The sequence below is a fragment of the Frondihabitans sp. PAMC 28766 genome (assembly GCF_001577365.1).
Taxonomy (GTDB): domain Bacteria; phylum Actinomycetota; class Actinomycetes; order Actinomycetales; family Microbacteriaceae; genus Frondihabitans.
On the sequence record NZ_CP014513.1, the window covers coordinates 1656317 to 1671392 of the forward strand.

The following is a 15076-nucleotide window of genomic DNA, read 5'->3' on the forward strand; positions in this document are numbered from 1 at the left end:
CGCCCCGCTCCCGTGTCCCCTCCCAATTGCGAGGACATTCTCGGCGCATGCCGCTTGCTGGCCCGGAAAGCGGGCGCGCGGGGGCGTTTCTCCTCGAAATTGTGAGGAAGGGGGGTGTCAGCCTCCGGCGAAGGGCGGCATCACATCGACGACGGCGCCGGCCGGGACGACGGCGGCGCGATCGCGAGTCGTGACCCCGTCGACGAGGAAGGAGCACCGGCCGAGCACGGACGCCAGCTCGGCGGGCTCGACGCCCGGCGCAGGGGTGAGGGCGTCGAGCAGCGCGCCGATCGTCGGCTCCTGATCGGACACCGACGCGACCTCGTCGATGCCGGTGGCGGCCCGGGCACCCGCGAAGAAGCGCAGCGTGACGGTCACGGCCACCTCAGCCGCCGATCGCACTCATCGAGCGGGCCGGCTGCACGAACGCGGGGTCGTCGAGGCCGTGGCCCGCGGGCTTCGCCCACATGGCACCGCGCCAGAGGTCGGCCACGACCTCGTCGGGGTCGCCGCCGCGCAGAGCACCGCGCAGGTCGGTCTCGGTGTGCGAGAACAGGCAGCTGCGCACGCTGCCCTCGGCCGTCAGTCGCGTGCGGCGGCAGTCGGCGCAGAAGGGCTCGGTGACGCTCGCGATGATGCCGATCGTGCCGGTGAGGGGTGGGGCGACGGCCGACGTGACAGGCTCAGGGCCGAGCGCGTCAGGACCATGCGGCCCGGCCTGACGAGGGCGCTCGCGCACCGCGAACCGCTCGGCCGGTGCGCCGTCTCGCGGCTCGTCGGCGGGCGTCAGCTCGAACCGCGAAGCGAGCAGGCCGCGGACGTCGGCGGCCGTGACCATGGTGTCGCGGCTCCAGGTGTGGTCGGCGTCGAGGGGCATCTGCTCGATGAAGCGCAGCTCGTGCCCGTTCGCGAGGGCCCAGGCGACGAGCGCTGGTGCCTCGTGGTCGTTGACTCCGCGCAGTAGCACCGCGTTGATCTTGATCGGCCCGAGGCCGACCCGGGCTGCCGCATCGACGCCGTCGAGCACGCGCTGGAGGAAGGGACGTCGGGTGAGGTTCGCGAAGGTCTCGGCGTGCAGCGAGTCGAGCGAGACGTTGACGCGGTCGAGGCCTGCCGCGGCCAGAGCGGACGCCCGCTCGGCCAGGCCGATGGCGTTCGTCGTCAGCGAGAGCTCGGGGCGGGGCTCGAGGGCGGCGCAGCGCTCGATGATCTCGACGAGGTCGCCCCGCAGCAGGGGTTCGCCGCCCGTGAAGCGCACCTGGCGCACCCCGAGATCGGTCACGGCGATCCTGACGAGCCTGACGATCTCGTCGGCGCTCAGCGCCTGCTCGCGGTCGAGCCACGGCAGCCCGTCGGCTGGCATGCAGTACGTGCAGCGCAGGTTGCAACGGTCGGTCAGCGACACCCTCAGGTCGGTGGCGACACGGTCGTAGCGGTCGACGAGGCCTTTCACGCCAGCGGGTCGCGGGGGAATCGACGGATCGACGCGGCCCGGCATCAGGGGGATTCCAAGCGAGACCGTCATCCGTCGAGCCTAAGCGATCGTGGATCCGTCTTCTCTTCTGAGAGCCCCTTCACGGCAGACACCCGGCGGGCCGCAGCGCGAGTTGTCCGCTGCGGGTCGCCGGGTGTCACACCGATCCGGTGGGTGATGCGTGTCCGACCTCGGGTCTCTCGTCGGACTGAGAGTGTCGGCGCCGGTAGGGCGGCGCCGCGTAAGAGTTCGGTGAGCCCGACGAAGGGGTTTGGTCGGTTGTGAAAAAAAGAGTTCAGTCGCGCGCGGTCGGCGTCTCGACGATCACCATCGTCGCCTTCACCACGGCGATCGCGACCGAGCCGAGCTCGAGCCCGAGATCGCGCACCGCCTCCGACGACATCAACGACACGACGCGGAAGGGGCCGCACTGGATCTCGACCTGCGCCATGACCGTGTCGGCGGTGATGCCGGTGACGAGCCCGACGAAGCGGTTGCGCGCCGACGAGCCGATGCCGGTGGGGTCGTCGGGCACCACGGCGTTCTTCTTGGCCAGCTGCGCCAGCTCGAGCCCGTCGACGACGGTGCGGCCCGAAGTGTTCTTCTCGCTGCCGATGACGCCGTTGTCGATCCACCGGCGGACGGTGTCGTCGCTGACCCCGAGGTAGCGGGCGGCGTCGGGAACACTGATCTGCGGCATGCTCGGAGTTTACGCGCCGGGTGTGGCGCTCGATCCCGGGCGACGGGCGGCGAGCGGGCGGGTGACGAGGCGCCACTCCTCGACGGTGCGCTCTCGCATCCGGCCCCACCAGCCCGGCCCCGACCGCCAGATGCTCATCAGCACGATCAGCACGAGTGCCGCCCCGAGTGTCTCGGCCCGTACGTAGGCGAACGGCCAGAACTGCCGGATCGAGATCGCGAGGGCGATCGAGAGCCACTCCCACCGGCCCGTCATCGCGACGAACGGGATCAGCAGCAATGCATACCACGGGTAGCGCGGGCTCAGCACGAGCAGGAACGCGCCGACCATCGCGAGTTGGCCGAGCCACGGGTCGGCCGGGTCGGCGGTGCGCCACACGACGAGCGCGACGAGCAGCAGGATCACGACGGCCACGACCGTCGTCGCCTTGCCGTGCACGACGAGGAAGAGCAGTGCGAAGCCCGAGCCGTCGTCGACCCCCTCTTCCGACAGGTAGCCGGGCAGGTAGCCCAGCACCTTCGGGCCCGTCGACACGACGAACGGCAAGTAGAGGACGACGAAGGTCACGACGGCCGCGACGATCACGGTGAACGGGCGTCGACGCAGCAGCGCGAACGCCGTGATGACGGGGAAGAGCTTGGTCGCGATCGAGGCGCCGAGCGCGACCCCGCCGAGCACGGTGCGCCCCAGGAGGCGACGGGGCGACTTCTCGACGGACGTCGCGACCAGCGCCGTGGCCAGCAGCGCCAGGCCTGCCGCCACCAGGTCGACGTGCGAATTCGTCACGGCCTCGCTCGCGACGAGCGGGCACCAGGCCCAGAGGGCGGCCCAGCGCTGGTCGAGCCCGCGTCGGCGCAGGAGGGCCAGCAGGCCGACCGTGATGGCGAGGTCGATGATCAGCCCCGCCGCCTGCAGCGGCCAGTACTCGGCCGTGACGGGCACGATCGCACGGACGCCGGCGTAGTAGAGCTCGGCGGCGGCCGGGTAGATGGTGAAGACCTTCGCGCGGTTGATCGTCGTGCAGAGGAGGTCGCCCGTGCCCGTCTCGTGCGTCGTCATGACTCGGGTGCCGGTGCACTCCTGCTTGCCGCTGGCAGTGGTCGTCGGGGCGGGGAACAGCCAGTCGGGGCGAAGACTCGCGGTCGCGTGCGAGTTGGGGGCGTGGTCGTAGGGGGACTGACCGGCATCCTGCACGATGCCGTCCCAGGCGTAGCGCGCCGAGTCGGTGCTCGTGTTCGGAGGCCCGGAGATGGCCGCCCCGCCGATCAGAGCGGCGCCGATCAGCACCACGACCGTGACGCGCTCGCGAGGCACGCGTCGCAGAAGGACGAACGCGCCGACGAAGAGGGCCCAGCACACCAGAGTCCAGATCTGGAAGGAGTGGCCGATGCCGGCCGTATAGAAGCCGAGTGAGGTGACACCCCAGCCGATGGTCGCCGCGAGGACGGCGGAGGCGAGAAGGCCGAGGAGGGTGCGCACGCGTCCACTCTGCCCGAACCCTCGAGGCTTCTGGTCCGAACTCCTTACGGAACACGAACATCGTCGCCGATGTCGCCGGATCGGGCATGTCGTTCCCTGAACCGTGATGAGATGCACCATGCGCGAAATGCTGTACGGCTTACGTCGTGCTGTGTCGAGCCCGAATCGCAATGCTCGCACGGCCGTGGTGATCGGGCGCCTCCTCGGCGCCGCCTTCACGATCTGCCTCTTCACCGGCCTCTACAGCCACTTCCTCCAAGACCCCGCGTCGTGGATGCGCTTCCCCACGAGCCCCGTCTCGCTCTACCGCTTCACGCAGGGCATCCACATCACCTCGGGCATCGCGTGCTTCCCGCTGCTCTTCGCGAAGCTCTACGCGGTCATGCCGCAGCTGTTCAAGTTCCCGCCGATCAAGTCGGTCGTCGAGGGCCTCGAGCGCGGATCGATCGCGATCTTCGTCGCGGCCTCGCTGGTCGAGATCTTCACGGGACTTCTCGACACCTTCCAGTACTACCCCGAGCCGTTCGACTTCAGGCAGACGCACTTCGCGATGGCCATCGTCATCGGCGGGTCGCTGGCGGTCCACATCGGTGTCAAGCTGCCCCTCATCCAGCGCTACTGGCTGAAGAAGAACAGCTACGACGCGAACGGCGACTTCATCACGCCGGAGGAAGACGTCGTGCCGCCGTCGGCCCAGCAGACGGCCCGGGCGCGACTGGCGGCGCAGGATCTCGACGAGGCGGGTCTTCGTGATCCTGCCCTCGTCTACTCGAAAGGGCTGACCGACGACGTCGTGGCGTCCCGCCCGCCCCGCGGCGTCGTCGGCCGTGTCTTCGACTGGATCGACCGCACGCCCCAGGTCGACAAGATGTCGTCGCGGCGCGGGTTCTTCGCCAGCATCGGCGTCACGACGGCCGCGGTCGTGGCCTTCACCGTGGGGCAGTCGGCGACGCCGTTCACCGGCATCAACTTCTTCGCGCCGCGCAAGAACGGCTACGGGCCGAACTCGCTGCCGATCAATCGCAGCGCCGCCGCCGCTCAGGTGCTCGAGACCGCGATGAGCCCGGACTGGACGCTGACGGTGACGCGCGGCGACGCCAGCAACTCGTTCACCCTCGAGCAGCTGGAGGCGATGCCGCAGTACGAGGCGGCGCTGCCGATCGCCTGCGTCGAAGGCTGGAGCCAGATGGCGCACTGGAAGGGCGTGCGGCTGCACGACCTCGTGTCGCTCGTCGGCGCCACCGAGCCGGAGTCGCTCAAGGTGACCAGCCTCGAGAAGAAGGGCGGCTACCGCATCATGCTGATGGGGTCGGAGTACGTCCACGACCCGTCGACCCTCGTCGCCCTGCACCTCAACGGCGAGCGGCTCGACATCGAGCACGGCTACCCGGCGCGGATGATCGCGCCCGGGCGGCCCGGGGTGCTGCAGACGAAGTGGCTGTCGACGATCGAGGTGCTGACGTGAGTGCTCCTGGTTCTGCTCGCACCGCGCGGCCCGCGCCGAGCGTGCCCGCCGGCGGCGGCCCGGCGACCACGATCGTGCGCACCGCGCTGATCTCTCTCGGTGTTCTCGCGATCGTTCTCGGCGCCTGGGTGCTGCAAGACACCGTCAGCACGAAGCAGATCTGGGGTCTCGTCTCGTGGCTGATCCTCGCGGTGATCATCCACGACGGCATCCTGTCGCCCGTCGTCGCCGCGATCAGCATCGCGATGCGGCGGGCCGGGCACAGGATCCCGCCGGCCGTCCTCGCGATCCTGCAGGGCGGTGTCGTCGTCGGCGCGGTGTTCACGCTGATCGTCGTGCCCGAGATCGTCCGCAAGGCGAAGGGGCCGAAGAACTACACGGTCACGCCGTTGGACTACGGGCTGCATCTCGCGCTGCTGTGGGCGGCGGTGGCCGTGGTGACCGCGATCGTGGTCGTCGTCTACCTGCGGGTCACCCGCGCTCGCCGCCGCTGAGCCACGCGAGACCCTGGCTTTCGGCCGACGTCCCGGCGCCGCGGCGCGGAGACATCGGCCGAAAGCCGGGGTCTCGCCGAGCGGCCTCAGCGGCAGACGAGGCGGCAGAAGGTACGGCCGTCGACGCGCCAGGTCTGCTCGAGGTCGAAGCCCGCAGCAGCCGCGTGCCGCTCGAGGGCACGAGTGCCGAGTTCGGCCCAGGGGAAGCTCGAGCTGGAGCGGCCGTCGTCGTCGACGACGTGCGCCATGAAGGTCTCGTCGACGTCGTCGTCGCTCTGCACCTCGACGATCGCAGCGCCGCGCCGGCCGAGCAGTTCGCGGCAGCGCTCGAGCATGGCTCGCGGGTCGCCGCCGATGCCGATGTTGCCGTCGATCAGCAGCATCGTGCCCCAGTGGCCCTCGCGGGGCAACCGGTCGAACACGCTGCGGTTGAGCACCGGCAGGCCGGCTCGACCTGCGACGCGGACGGCGGCCTTCGAGACGTCGACGCCGAGGGCGACCAGCCCGAGGTCGGTCGCGGCCTGCACCATGCGGCCGGGGCCGCAGCCGATGTCGAGCACGGGGCCCGTCTCGGAGGCGAGGAGGGCGCGGTCGACGTCGTCGGCCTCGGCCATCCAGCGGCCGAGGTCGTAGTCGACGCCCGTGCGGCTGCTGCCGACGAGGGTCAGGCGACCTTCCCGGCCCAGCGCGTGGGCATAGGGCTCGGAGCCACCTGCTCCGAAGGTCGCCTCGCGGCCGGCGAGCAGGGTGTCGTCGATGACGATGCTCACTGGATGCCTCCTTCGGCATGACCGGTCGTCGATGCCGACACGGGCATGCGATCCATTGGATCGGTGGGGAGGGGAGCTATCACGTGAAGTAGTTCGGAGCGGAGCAGACGACGGTTGCCGTTCAGTACGGTTGTGACCGAAGCGTGATGCACTTTCAGGCTTTTCATTGATTCGAGCGTACGGCCGCACCGATGCCCGAGGATCGCCGAGACCTTACGAAGCGCGAACGGTCCCGTGATTCGGATGACTCTCCCCGGCACGGGCGGCATCATGGATATGTGTCTCTCGCCTCTGATGCCGCTGTGGCCGCGCCCCCTCGAAGCGTGCTGGTCGTCGAAGACGACCCCATCGTGGCCGAAGTGGTCGTCTCCTACCTGCGTCGCGGCGGGCATCTCGCCGGCATCGCGACCGACGGGCTCACCGCGGTCGTGCGCGTCCTCGACGAGCGACCCGACCTGATCCTCCTCGACCGCATGCTGCCCGGCATCGACGGGCTCGAGGTCTGCCGTCGCATCCGGGCCGTCACCGACGTGCCGATCATCATGCTGACCGCCTTGGGCGAGGAGCACGATCGCATCACCGGGCTCGAGGCCGGGGCCGACGACTACCTCGTCAAGCCGTTTTCGCCGCGCGAGCTGATGCTGCGCGTCGATGCCGTGCTGCGACGCACCACCACGCCATTCGAGCTGCAGGCCGTCGTCATGCAGGGCGGCTTCCGTCTCGACGCCTCGGCGCGCGAGATCACGCTCGAAGGCGAGCCGCTGACGCTCACGGTGCGCGAGTTCGACCTGTTGGCCTTTCTGATCCGGCATCCCGACCGAGTCTTTCGGCGCGAAGAGCTGCTGCGGGCCGTGTGGGGGTGGGAGGTCGGCGACCTCTCGACCGTGACCGTGCACGTGCGGCGGCTGCGCGAGAAGGTCGAGCAGGATGCGGGGGCGCCGGTCTGCCTCGTCACCGTCTGGGGTGTGGGCTATCGGTTCGTTCCCGGCGCTTCGGCCGTGTCGTGAACGGCGCCGCCGACTGGCTGCATGTCTCGCTCTGGGCGCTCGGTGCCGCCCTCGGCGTGGGCATCGTCGCCGCCGTGGTGCTGCGGCTGATGCGCCGGGCGTCGCTCGTGCTGCAGATCGTCGTGGTCGCCGTCGCAGCTGTCGGCTCGCTGGTGGGCGGCATGGTCATCGCCGCCGATCGCATGTACGTGTCGCAGGCCGACTTCGGCGTCTTCCTCTGGCTGGCCGCTGTCGCCGGGCTGGTGTCGGTCGCGCTCGCCGTGGTGCTCGGGGTGTCGCTCGTGCGCAACAGCCACGTGGTGATCGACCGTGCCCGCCGTCTCGGTGATCCTGCTGTCTCGGGTGCCGTGGCGGGGCGGCCCCTGTCGAACGAGTTCGCTGTTCTCGCTCGCGAGTTGGCGGCCTCAGACGAGCGCCTGTCGCGCTCGCGCGAGCGCGAGGCTCGCACCGAGGCGGCGCGGCGCGAGCTCGTCGCCTGGATCTCGCACGACCTCCGCACGCCCCTGGCCGGGCTGCGCGCCATGGGCGAGGCACTCGAAGACGGAGTCGCCGACGACCCCGCGCGTTACCACCGGCTGATGCTCGACCAGGTGGACCGTCTCGGAGGCATGGTCGACGACCTCTTCCAGCTCTCGACCATCCACGCGGGCGCGTTGCGTCTCGACAAGCAGACCATGAGCGTGGTCGAGCTGGTCGACGATCTCGTGGCGCAGCTCGGGCCGGTCGCCGCGAGCCACGGTGTCGCCGTCGTTGGCCGCGACGTGGCCGATCTCACTCTCGAGGCCGACCCGCGCGAGCTCGCCCGCGCGATGGCCAATCTCGCGATGAACAGCATCCGGCTCTCGCCGTCGGGCGCCGAGATCGTGATCTCGGCTGCGGCCGGCGACGATGACTTCGTGGTGCTCTCCGTGGCCGATTCGGCCGGCGGTATCCGCGAGACCGACCTCGGGCGCGTGTTCGAGGCGGGGTGGCGTGGCTCGGCCGCCCGGGCCGCCGGTGATGGGCCGCGGATGGTCGTAGCCAGCAGTGGCTTCGGTGCCGCGAGCGGGGGCGGTGCGACCGACAGCGGTGCCGGTGGGGGCAGTGCCGGTGAGGCCGCGAACCGCGCGAGAGCGGCCGGCGGGCGCCGTGCGGCCGGAGCGCAGGGTGGCGCCGGTCTCGGGCTGGCCATCGTGCAGGGCATCGCGGCAGCCCACGACGGGCGCGTGACGGTGCAGAACGTCGATGCCGGCTGCCGGTTCGACGTGTTCGTGCCGGTCTCGTCGGTGCGCTGAGCTCTCGGCCGAGCGGCGCGGCCTGTCACTCTGTCAGAAGGGCCCGATCGGCGGCCGGGGTGGTCCGCGGGCCACCTCGACGGGCTAGAGCGCGACGAGCTCAGAGCGCAGCTCGAGGCACTCGCGCAGCGTGTGCGCGAATCGCCCGTGCGGTGCCTGCCGGGCGACGGCCACCGCGTCGTGAATCGTGTCGACGTCGGTGAGTTCGGGCAGAAATTCGACGTCGAGGCCGGCCCGTGCGAGCCTGTTCAGCTGGTGGTTGCCGGTGTCGTTCTGCGACATGGGAACGCCGCGCAGCAGATCGCCGGTCGGTTCGCGCAGCCCGAGAGCCCAGAAGCCACCGTCGTTCGCGGGCCCGTACCAGGCGTCGGTGCCACTCGGCCATTCGTCGAACACCGGCGCGATCAGCGCCGACGTGATCTGCGGGGTGTCCATGCCGACCATCAGGGTCGGCCCGTCGACGGCGTCGAACATCGCGGCGAGGCGTTCGTCGAGGCCGCCGGAGACCTGCGGCATGATCTCGTAGCCGCGGGCAGCGGCCGGGGCGACCGTGCCGTCGAACAGCAGGATGCGACGGCGCGCCGGCAGGGCCGACACCGCCTCGAGGGTGTCGTCGAGTGCCGCCGCAGCGACTCGAGCCGCCTGCTCGAGCGTGAGCGGCGGGTTCAGCCGCGTCTTGACGCGACCGGGCAGGCACTCCTTGGCGATGACGACCAGCGTCGTCTCGGCGGCGCTCATCGTGCGTTCACCGCGGTGCGCTGGGCACCCGTCCGGGCGAGGCGCGCGGCGTCGGCCTTCGCCTCGCGTAACAGCCGTGACATGTCCTGCACGGCGCGGACGGTGCCGCGGAGGGTGCCGGTCACCTTGCTGCGGCCGACGCGAGGGGCGTAGGGGACGTCGAGTTCCAGGATCCTGAAGTCGGCCTGCGAGGCCCGCAGCACCATCTCGAGCGGGTAGCCGCTGCGGCGATCCTGCAGGTCGAGGGCCAGCAGGTCGCGGCGCCACGCGACCCGCATGGGGCCGAGGTCGTGCAGGGCGACCCCGCTCGCGCGACGCATGAGGCGGGCGAGCGCGACATTGGCGAGCCGTGCGTGGAGCGGCCACGCGCCGCGAGCGGTGGGGCGGCGGCGGCCGAGGGTGAGTTCGGCGTCGCCGCGGACGACGGGAGAGACGAGGTCAGGGAGGTCGAGGGGGTCCATCGAGGCGTCGGCGTCGCAGAAGGCGACGATCGGCGCGGTGGCGGCGAGGAGGCCTGCGTGAGCGGCGGCACCGAACCCGCGGCGCGACTCGGTGACGACCGTGGCGCCGTGCTCGCGCGCGACGGCGGCGCTGTCGTCGGTGGAGCCGTTGTCGACGACGATCGCCCGGTAGCCCTCGGGCAGACGCGAGAGCACCCAGGGCAGGGCCCCTTCTTCGTCGAGGGTGGGGAGGATGACGTCGACTTCGGCGGTGTTCATGGTGGAGCTCCTTGGTGTCGCAACCACCCCAGCGGCGGTTGCATCAGGTGTTCGGAGCGGCGGCCCACAGGGTGGGGTGCCGGCCCGAACTGGGGGCGGATCGGCGGGAAGGGGGGAGGGTCGCCCGGCGTCAGATCCCGGCGCGCAGCGGGGCCCTCGCGAACTCGAGCATGCCCTGGTCGAAGCTGACGGACGGCGCCCAACCGAGCTCGTCGCGGAGGCGAGCCGACGACGCCGTGATGTGGCGCACGTCGCCGGCGCGGTACTCACCCGTGACGACGGGGTCCGCACCACCGGCGGCCCGGGCGAGAGAGGCTGCCATCTCGCCGATCGTGTGCACGTGCCCCGAGCCGACGTTGAAAGTCCGGACGTTGTCGGCGGGCTGCGCCGCCGTCCAGCCCAGGGCTGCGATGTTGGCCGACGCGATGTCGCGCACGTGCACGAAGTCGCGGCGCTGGGCGCCGTCTTCGAACACTCGCGGCGCCTCGCCGCGCTGGAGGGCCGAGCGGAAGAGCGACGCGACGCCGGCGTAGGGGGTGTTCTGTGGCATGCCCGGCCCGTAGACATTGTGGTAGCGCAGCGACACCGCACGGCCGCCGGTCGACCGCGCCCACGAGGTCGCCAGGTGCTCTTGCGTGAGCTTCGTGATGGCGTAGACGTTGCGGGGGTCGAGCGGTGCGTCTTCAGAGATCAGCTCGGGCACGAGCAGGTCGCCGGCGTCGTCGCGCGGGTCGAAGACGCCGGCGTCGAGGTCGGCGATGCGCCGCGGCGCCGGTCTGACCAGGGCGCCCGAGGGGCTGCGGTAGGCGCCCTCGCCGTAGACCACCATCGACGACGCCTGGACGAGACGGTCGACGCCCGCGCGATCCATCGCGGCCAGCAGCGTCGCCGTGCCGAGCTCGTTGGACGAGACGTAGTCGGGCGCGTCTTGGAAGTCGACCCCGAGGCCGACCTTGGCAGCCTGGTGGCAGACGGCGTCGACGCCGTCGAGAACGGCATCGAGAGCCTCAGGATCACGGACGTCTCCGACCACGAGATCGACTCCCGCCGGCAGGGTGGGGGGCCCGCCGTGCACGTCGGAGCGCAGGCTGTCGAGCACCCGCACGGCCCACCCGTCGGCGAGGGCGGCCTCGACGACGGCGCCGCCGATGAAGCCGGCGCCGCCCGTGACGAGCAGGAGAGGCAGGGTCGCGCCGCCGGAAGCGCTCATGCTGCTGGCGATCGTCATGCGGGAGGCCTCGGGGCTCCGGAGACCGGGTGGGCGAGCACGTCGGCCACCGCGGCGGCAGGGATCAGCTCGCGCGGCGAGTAGTCGGCGGGCAGAGCTCGCACGATCCGCTCGATCGCGGCGACGATGCGCGGCTGCGCGTCGGCGAGGCGGCGCATGACGAGCTCGGCGCTGACGACTTCGTCAGCGCCCGAGCCATCGCCGTCGAGGTCACCCGGGGCCGAAGCAGCAGGCGCCGACCCCGCATCCCCGTCCGTCACGAACGACAGATTGACCGTGCCGAGGTTCAGCTCGAGCGCCAGCGGCACCTCGGGCGCCATCGTCATGTTGACCGTGTGCGCTCCGGCCTGGCGGTACCACAGCGACTCGGCGCGGGTGGAGAAACGCGGGCCCTGGATCACGACGCAGGTGCCGGACGAGCGCAGGGGGAGCCCCTCGGCGGTCAGCGCCTCGATCGCGGCACGACGGAGGGCGGGGTCGAACGGGTCGGCCGCGGCCAGGTGCTGCACGGATCCTGCGCCGTCGGCCGTAGCCCCTTCGAAGAAGGTGTCGGGCCGCCCCCAGGTGCGGTCGATGAACTGGTCGGTGACTACGAAGGTGCCCGGCGCGTAGTCGGGGTGCACGCCGCCGACGGCCGACGACGACACGATGGCCGTGGCGCCGAGCGACGCGAGCGCCCAGACGTTGGCGCGGTAGCCGATGAGGTGAGGCGGCACCGAGTGGTCGCTGCCGTGGCGGGTGAGGAAGGCGACGCGTTTGCCGCCGAGCTCGCCCACCGTGACGGGGCTCGAGGTCGGCCCGTACGGTGTGTCGACCGTGAACGATTCGCTCGACGAGGCGGGGAAGAGCGAGTAGAGGCCGGAGCCGCCGATGACGGCCACGTCGACGCGGGGAGCGCCTGGGGCGGGGTCGCAGGAGGGGAGAAGGCCATGGGTGCGACACTACTGAAAGGACGCGGGCTCGGTTCCGCGCAAGTATGACGAAACGGAGAAGGCCCGGATGGTGCGCACGGTCGAGGAGCACGCGGAGGCGATCGCGCGGCTGGTGACGAGCGCTCTCGAGCACCGCGGCGGCGAGCATCTCGCGGTCGACGCCGAGCAGCACACGACGAGCCCGGACACGTACCGACTGCGCGTCCTCGTCGACGGCGTGCTCGCCTCGATCGACCTCCCGCCCTTCGACAACTCGCAGATGGACGGCTACGCGGTCGCCTCGGCCGACCTCGCCAGCGGCTCCGTCACCCTCCCGGTGGGCCCCAGGATCGCCGCGGGTCACCCGCCGGGGCACCTCGCCCCCGGCACCGCCGCGCCGATCATGACGGGGGCGCCCCTGCCCGGCGGGGCCGACGCCGTGATCCCCATCGAAGCGGCGACTCCCGATCGCTTCCTGCCGGAGACCGACGGGCAGGAGGTCACTCTCTCGGGCCCCGTGCCGCCCGAGCAGTTCGTGCGACGCACCGGCTCCGACATCCGTGCCGGCGACGTCCTCCTCGAGCGCGGCACCCTGTTGCGGGCCGCGCACTGGGGCGTGCTCGCCGCCTCAGGGGTCGACACGGTCGAGGTGCACGCGAAACCTCGCATCCTGGTCGTCTCGACCGGCTCCGAGTTGGCCGACGCGCAGGGCGACCTCGTCGCGGGCACGATCCACGATGCCAACGGGGCGTCGCTCGTCGCCGCGCTCGGCGAGGCGGGTGCTGACGTCAGCCTGCTGCGCGTGAGCGACGACGCGGGTGCCCTGCTCTCGGCGCTCGTCGAGGCGGCTGCCGATGCCGACCTCGTCGTCACGACGGGTGGCGTCAGCGCCGGCGCCTACGAGGTCGTGCGCGACGCCTTCGAGAGCCGCGGTGTGCGCTTCGAGTCGGTCGCGATGCAGCCGGGCGGTCCACAGGGCTGGGGTGTGCTGGCTCTCGACGACTTCGACGTGCCGGTGATCTGCTTCCCCGGGAACCCGGTGAGCGTGCTCGTCTCGTGGGAGGCGTTCCTCCGGGTGCCGCTCGCCCGGGCGCTGGGCCGTCCGGTGCCCCGGCGCGACGCTACCGCCGCGCTCGCCGAGGGGCGGACTCTCCCGCCGGCAAGCACCAGATGCGTCGCGCTCGCATCGACGCCGACGGCCGCGTGCACCTCATCGGCGGGCCGAGCTCGCACCTGCTGCACTCGTACGCCATCTCGAACGCCCTGGCGCACATCCCGCTCGGCGTCTCGCGGGTCGAGGCCGGAGACGAGGTCGTAGTGTGGGCGCTCGATGACTGACACCGCGTCTTCCGCGCCCCCCGGCCCCGGCTCCTCCGGCCCGGGCCTCTCGCACGTGCGCGACGACGGCAGCGCGCACATGGTCGACGTGACCGGCAAGACCTCGACGAGGCGGGTCGCCAGGGCTCAGGCGATCCTGCGCACCCGCCCCGACGTCGTCGCGCAGATAGCCGACGGCAGCCTGCCCAAGGGTGAGGCGCTCGGCACCGCCCGCATCGCCGGGATCATGGCCGCGAAACAGACGTCGAACCTCATCCCCCTCTGCCACCCGCTGCCCATCGGCTCGGTCACGGTCGACTTCGAGACCGAGGGGCCCGGGGTCGAAGCGGGCAGCGTCAGGATCCTGACGGCCGTCTCGACCCGCGGAGTCACCGGCGTCGAGATGGAGGCCCTCACCGCCGCGTCCGTCGCCGCCCTCACCCTCTACGACATGATCAAGGCCGTCGACAAGCTCGCCGTGATCGAGGGCATCCAAGTGCTCGCGAAGCAGGGTGGGAAGAGCGGCGACTGGGTGCGCGACGGCGCCGACACGGAGGGAATCGCATGACTCGCACAGCACTCGTGATCGTGGCGTCGACCAGGGCGTCGCGCGGCGAGGCCGTGGATCGCACCGGCCCCCTCCTGCGGGCGTGGCTCGACGAGCGCGGCTTCACGGTCGACGACCCCGTGGTGGTCGCCGACGGTGAGCCTGTAGGCCAGGCGCTGATCGCGGGCATCGCGCAGGGAGTCTCGATCGTGATCACCACGGGCGGCACGGGCGTCTCGCCCACCGACGCGACGCCCGAGATGACCCTGCCGCTGATCGACAAGCGCCTGCTCGGGATCGAGGAGGAGCTGCGGCGGCGCGGGGCGGAGCACGTCATCACGGCGCTTCTGAGCCGGGGCATCGTGGGAGTGGCCGGGCGGACGCTCGTGGTGAACCTGCCGGGGTCGTCCGGGGGAGTGCGCGACGGGCTGTCGCTGCTGGCTGAGATCCTCGACCACCTGCTCGATCAGATCGGTGGGGGAGACCATGAGTGAGGGCGCGCGCGTCCTTCGCGCCCGCGTCGTCGACACGGCGGTGTCCGTCGCCGAGTGCGCCGAGCTGGTCGGCATGGCCAGCGCCGGGGCCGTCGTCACCTTCGAGGGCGTCGTGCGCGACCACGACGGCGGGCGAGGCGTGACGCAGCTCGAGTACGAGGCGCACCCGAGCGCGACCGACGTGATCGGCGAGGTTGCGCGCGAAGTCGCCGCGTCGCATCCTGCCGTCGTGATCGCGGTCGAGCATCGCACCGGCACGCTCGACATCGGCGACGTGGCGCTCGCCGCGGCCGTCTCGAGCGCGCACCGGGCCGAGGCGTTCGCCGCCTGCGCCGAGCTGATCGACGTGATCAAGGCGCGCGTGCCGATCTGGAAGAAGCAGGACTTCGCCGACGGCTCGTCGGAGTGGGTCGCCTCGCTCGGCTGACGTTTAGGCGAGAGCGAGCGCGCCGCCTACCC

At 71.4% G+C, this 15076-nt stretch carries 17 protein-coding genes and 1 pseudogene; 9 read left to right on the forward strand and 9 right to left on the reverse strand.

What is annotated here, in order from left to right; all coding sequences use genetic code 11:
• Positions 1 to 117 precede the first annotated feature (117 nt).
• The 4 genes from AX769_RS08100 to AX769_RS08115 form a co-directional block, all read right to left on the reverse strand.
• Positions 118 to 384, reverse strand: a complete 267-nt coding sequence (locus tag AX769_RS08100; RefSeq protein ID WP_066283333.1) for a MoaD/ThiS family protein — start codon at positions 382 to 384, stop codon at positions 118 to 120.
• A 1-nt stretch (position 385) separates the two neighbouring features.
• Positions 386 to 1525 carry a GTP 3',8-cyclase MoaA gene (locus tag AX769_RS08105; protein ID WP_082763589.1) on the reverse strand — a complete coding sequence of 380 codons (1140 nt, stop codon included), beginning with the start codon at positions 1523 to 1525 and terminating at the stop codon, positions 386 to 388.
• A 244-nt stretch (positions 1526 to 1769) separates the two neighbouring features.
• A complete protein-coding gene (locus tag AX769_RS08110) occupies positions 1770 to 2174 on the reverse strand; it encodes a molybdopterin-binding protein (protein WP_066278011.1) in 405 nt (134 codons plus the stop codon).
• 9 nt (positions 2175 to 2183) lie between these two features.
• Positions 2184 to 3653 (reverse strand): glycosyltransferase 87 family protein, encoded by a 1470-nt coding sequence (locus AX769_RS08115; RefSeq protein WP_066278013.1) that lies wholly within the window; start codon positions 3651 to 3653, stop codon positions 2184 to 2186.
• 118 nt (positions 3654 to 3771) lie between these two features.
• On the opposite strand from AX769_RS08115, the gene AX769_RS08120 reads away from it, so the two are divergent.
• A complete protein-coding gene (locus tag AX769_RS08120; protein ID WP_066278015.1) occupies positions 3772 to 5118 on the forward strand; it encodes a molybdopterin-dependent oxidoreductase in 1347 nt (448 codons plus the stop codon).
• Complete coding sequence (locus AX769_RS08125; protein ID WP_082763591.1) at positions 5115 to 5612, forward strand: hypothetical protein; 498 nt, start codon at positions 5115 to 5117, stop codon at positions 5610 to 5612. Before AX769_RS08120 ends, AX769_RS08125 begins: the two co-directional genes overlap by 4 nt.
• Before the next feature lie 86 nt (positions 5613 to 5698).
• On the opposite strand, the gene AX769_RS08130 is transcribed toward AX769_RS08125, so the two are convergent.
• The gene (locus tag AX769_RS08130; protein WP_066278018.1) at positions 5699 to 6382 is read right to left on the reverse strand and encodes a methyltransferase domain-containing protein; all 684 of its coding nucleotides are present in this window, start codon (positions 6380 to 6382) and stop codon (positions 5699 to 5701) included.
• Between the two features lie 278 nt (positions 6383 to 6660).
• Between AX769_RS08130 and AX769_RS08135 the strand changes: the two genes are divergently transcribed.
• Entirely contained in the window at positions 6661 to 7389 is a 729-nt protein-coding gene (locus tag AX769_RS08135; protein ID WP_066278020.1) for a response regulator transcription factor, read from the forward strand.
• Complete coding sequence (locus tag AX769_RS08140; RefSeq protein ID WP_066278023.1) at positions 7386 to 8663, forward strand: cell wall metabolism sensor histidine kinase WalK; 1278 nt, start codon at positions 7386 to 7388, stop codon at positions 8661 to 8663. Before AX769_RS08135 ends, AX769_RS08140 begins: the two co-directional genes overlap by 4 nt.
• Before the next feature lie 84 nt (positions 8664 to 8747).
• Here the strand turns inward: AX769_RS08140 and AX769_RS08145 are convergent, their stop codons facing one another.
• The 4 genes from AX769_RS08145 to AX769_RS08160 all read right to left on the reverse strand — a co-directional run bounded on the left by AX769_RS08145 (position 8748) and on the right by AX769_RS08160 (position 12229).
• Positions 8748 to 9401, reverse strand: a complete 654-nt coding sequence (locus tag AX769_RS08145) for a DUF2064 domain-containing protein (RefSeq protein WP_066278025.1) — start codon at positions 9399 to 9401, stop codon at positions 8748 to 8750.
• The gene (locus AX769_RS08150) at positions 9398 to 10120 is read right to left on the reverse strand and encodes a glycosyltransferase family 2 protein (RefSeq protein ID WP_066278026.1); all 723 of its coding nucleotides are present in this window, start codon (positions 10118 to 10120) and stop codon (positions 9398 to 9400) included. The genes AX769_RS08145 and AX769_RS08150 overlap by 4 nt, the downstream gene beginning before the upstream one ends.
• Before the next feature lie 130 nt (positions 10121 to 10250).
• Positions 10251 to 11348: an NAD(P)-dependent oxidoreductase gene (locus AX769_RS08155; RefSeq protein WP_239451977.1), complete on the reverse strand. Its 1098-nt coding sequence runs from the start codon at positions 11346 to 11348 to the stop codon at positions 10251 to 10253.
• Complete coding sequence (locus AX769_RS08160; protein ID WP_066278031.1) at positions 11345 to 12229, reverse strand: MTAP family purine nucleoside phosphorylase; 885 nt, start codon at positions 12227 to 12229, stop codon at positions 11345 to 11347. Before AX769_RS08160 ends, AX769_RS08155 begins: the two co-directional genes overlap by 4 nt.
• A gap of 118 nt (positions 12230 to 12347) precedes the next feature.
• Between AX769_RS08160 and glp the strand changes: the two are divergent.
• From glp to AX769_RS08180, 5 genes and pseudogenes are all read left to right on the forward strand, one after another.
• Positions 12348 to 13340: pseudogene (glp, locus tag AX769_RS08165) on the forward strand (gephyrin-like molybdotransferase Glp); the annotation flags it as partial.
• A gap of 89 nt (positions 13341 to 13429) precedes the next feature.
• Positions 13430 to 13597 (forward strand): hypothetical protein, encoded by a 168-nt coding sequence (locus tag AX769_RS25115; RefSeq protein WP_239451978.1) that lies wholly within the window; start codon positions 13430 to 13432, stop codon positions 13595 to 13597.
• Positions 13590 to 14144 carry a cyclic pyranopterin monophosphate synthase MoaC gene (gene moaC / locus AX769_RS08170; RefSeq protein WP_066278033.1) on the forward strand — a complete coding sequence of 185 codons (555 nt, stop codon included), beginning with the start codon at positions 13590 to 13592 and terminating at the stop codon, positions 14142 to 14144. The genes AX769_RS25115 and moaC overlap by 8 nt, the downstream gene beginning before the upstream one ends.
• The gene (locus AX769_RS08175; protein WP_066278039.1) at positions 14141 to 14617 is read left to right on the forward strand and encodes a molybdenum cofactor biosynthesis protein B; all 477 of its coding nucleotides are present in this window, start codon (positions 14141 to 14143) and stop codon (positions 14615 to 14617) included. Before moaC ends, AX769_RS08175 begins: the two co-directional genes overlap by 4 nt.
• A complete protein-coding gene (locus tag AX769_RS08180) occupies positions 14610 to 15044 on the forward strand; it encodes a molybdenum cofactor biosynthesis protein MoaE (RefSeq protein ID WP_066278040.1) in 435 nt (144 codons plus the stop codon). Before AX769_RS08175 ends, AX769_RS08180 begins: the two co-directional genes overlap by 8 nt.
• Positions 15045 to 15076: the final 32 nt, after the last annotated feature.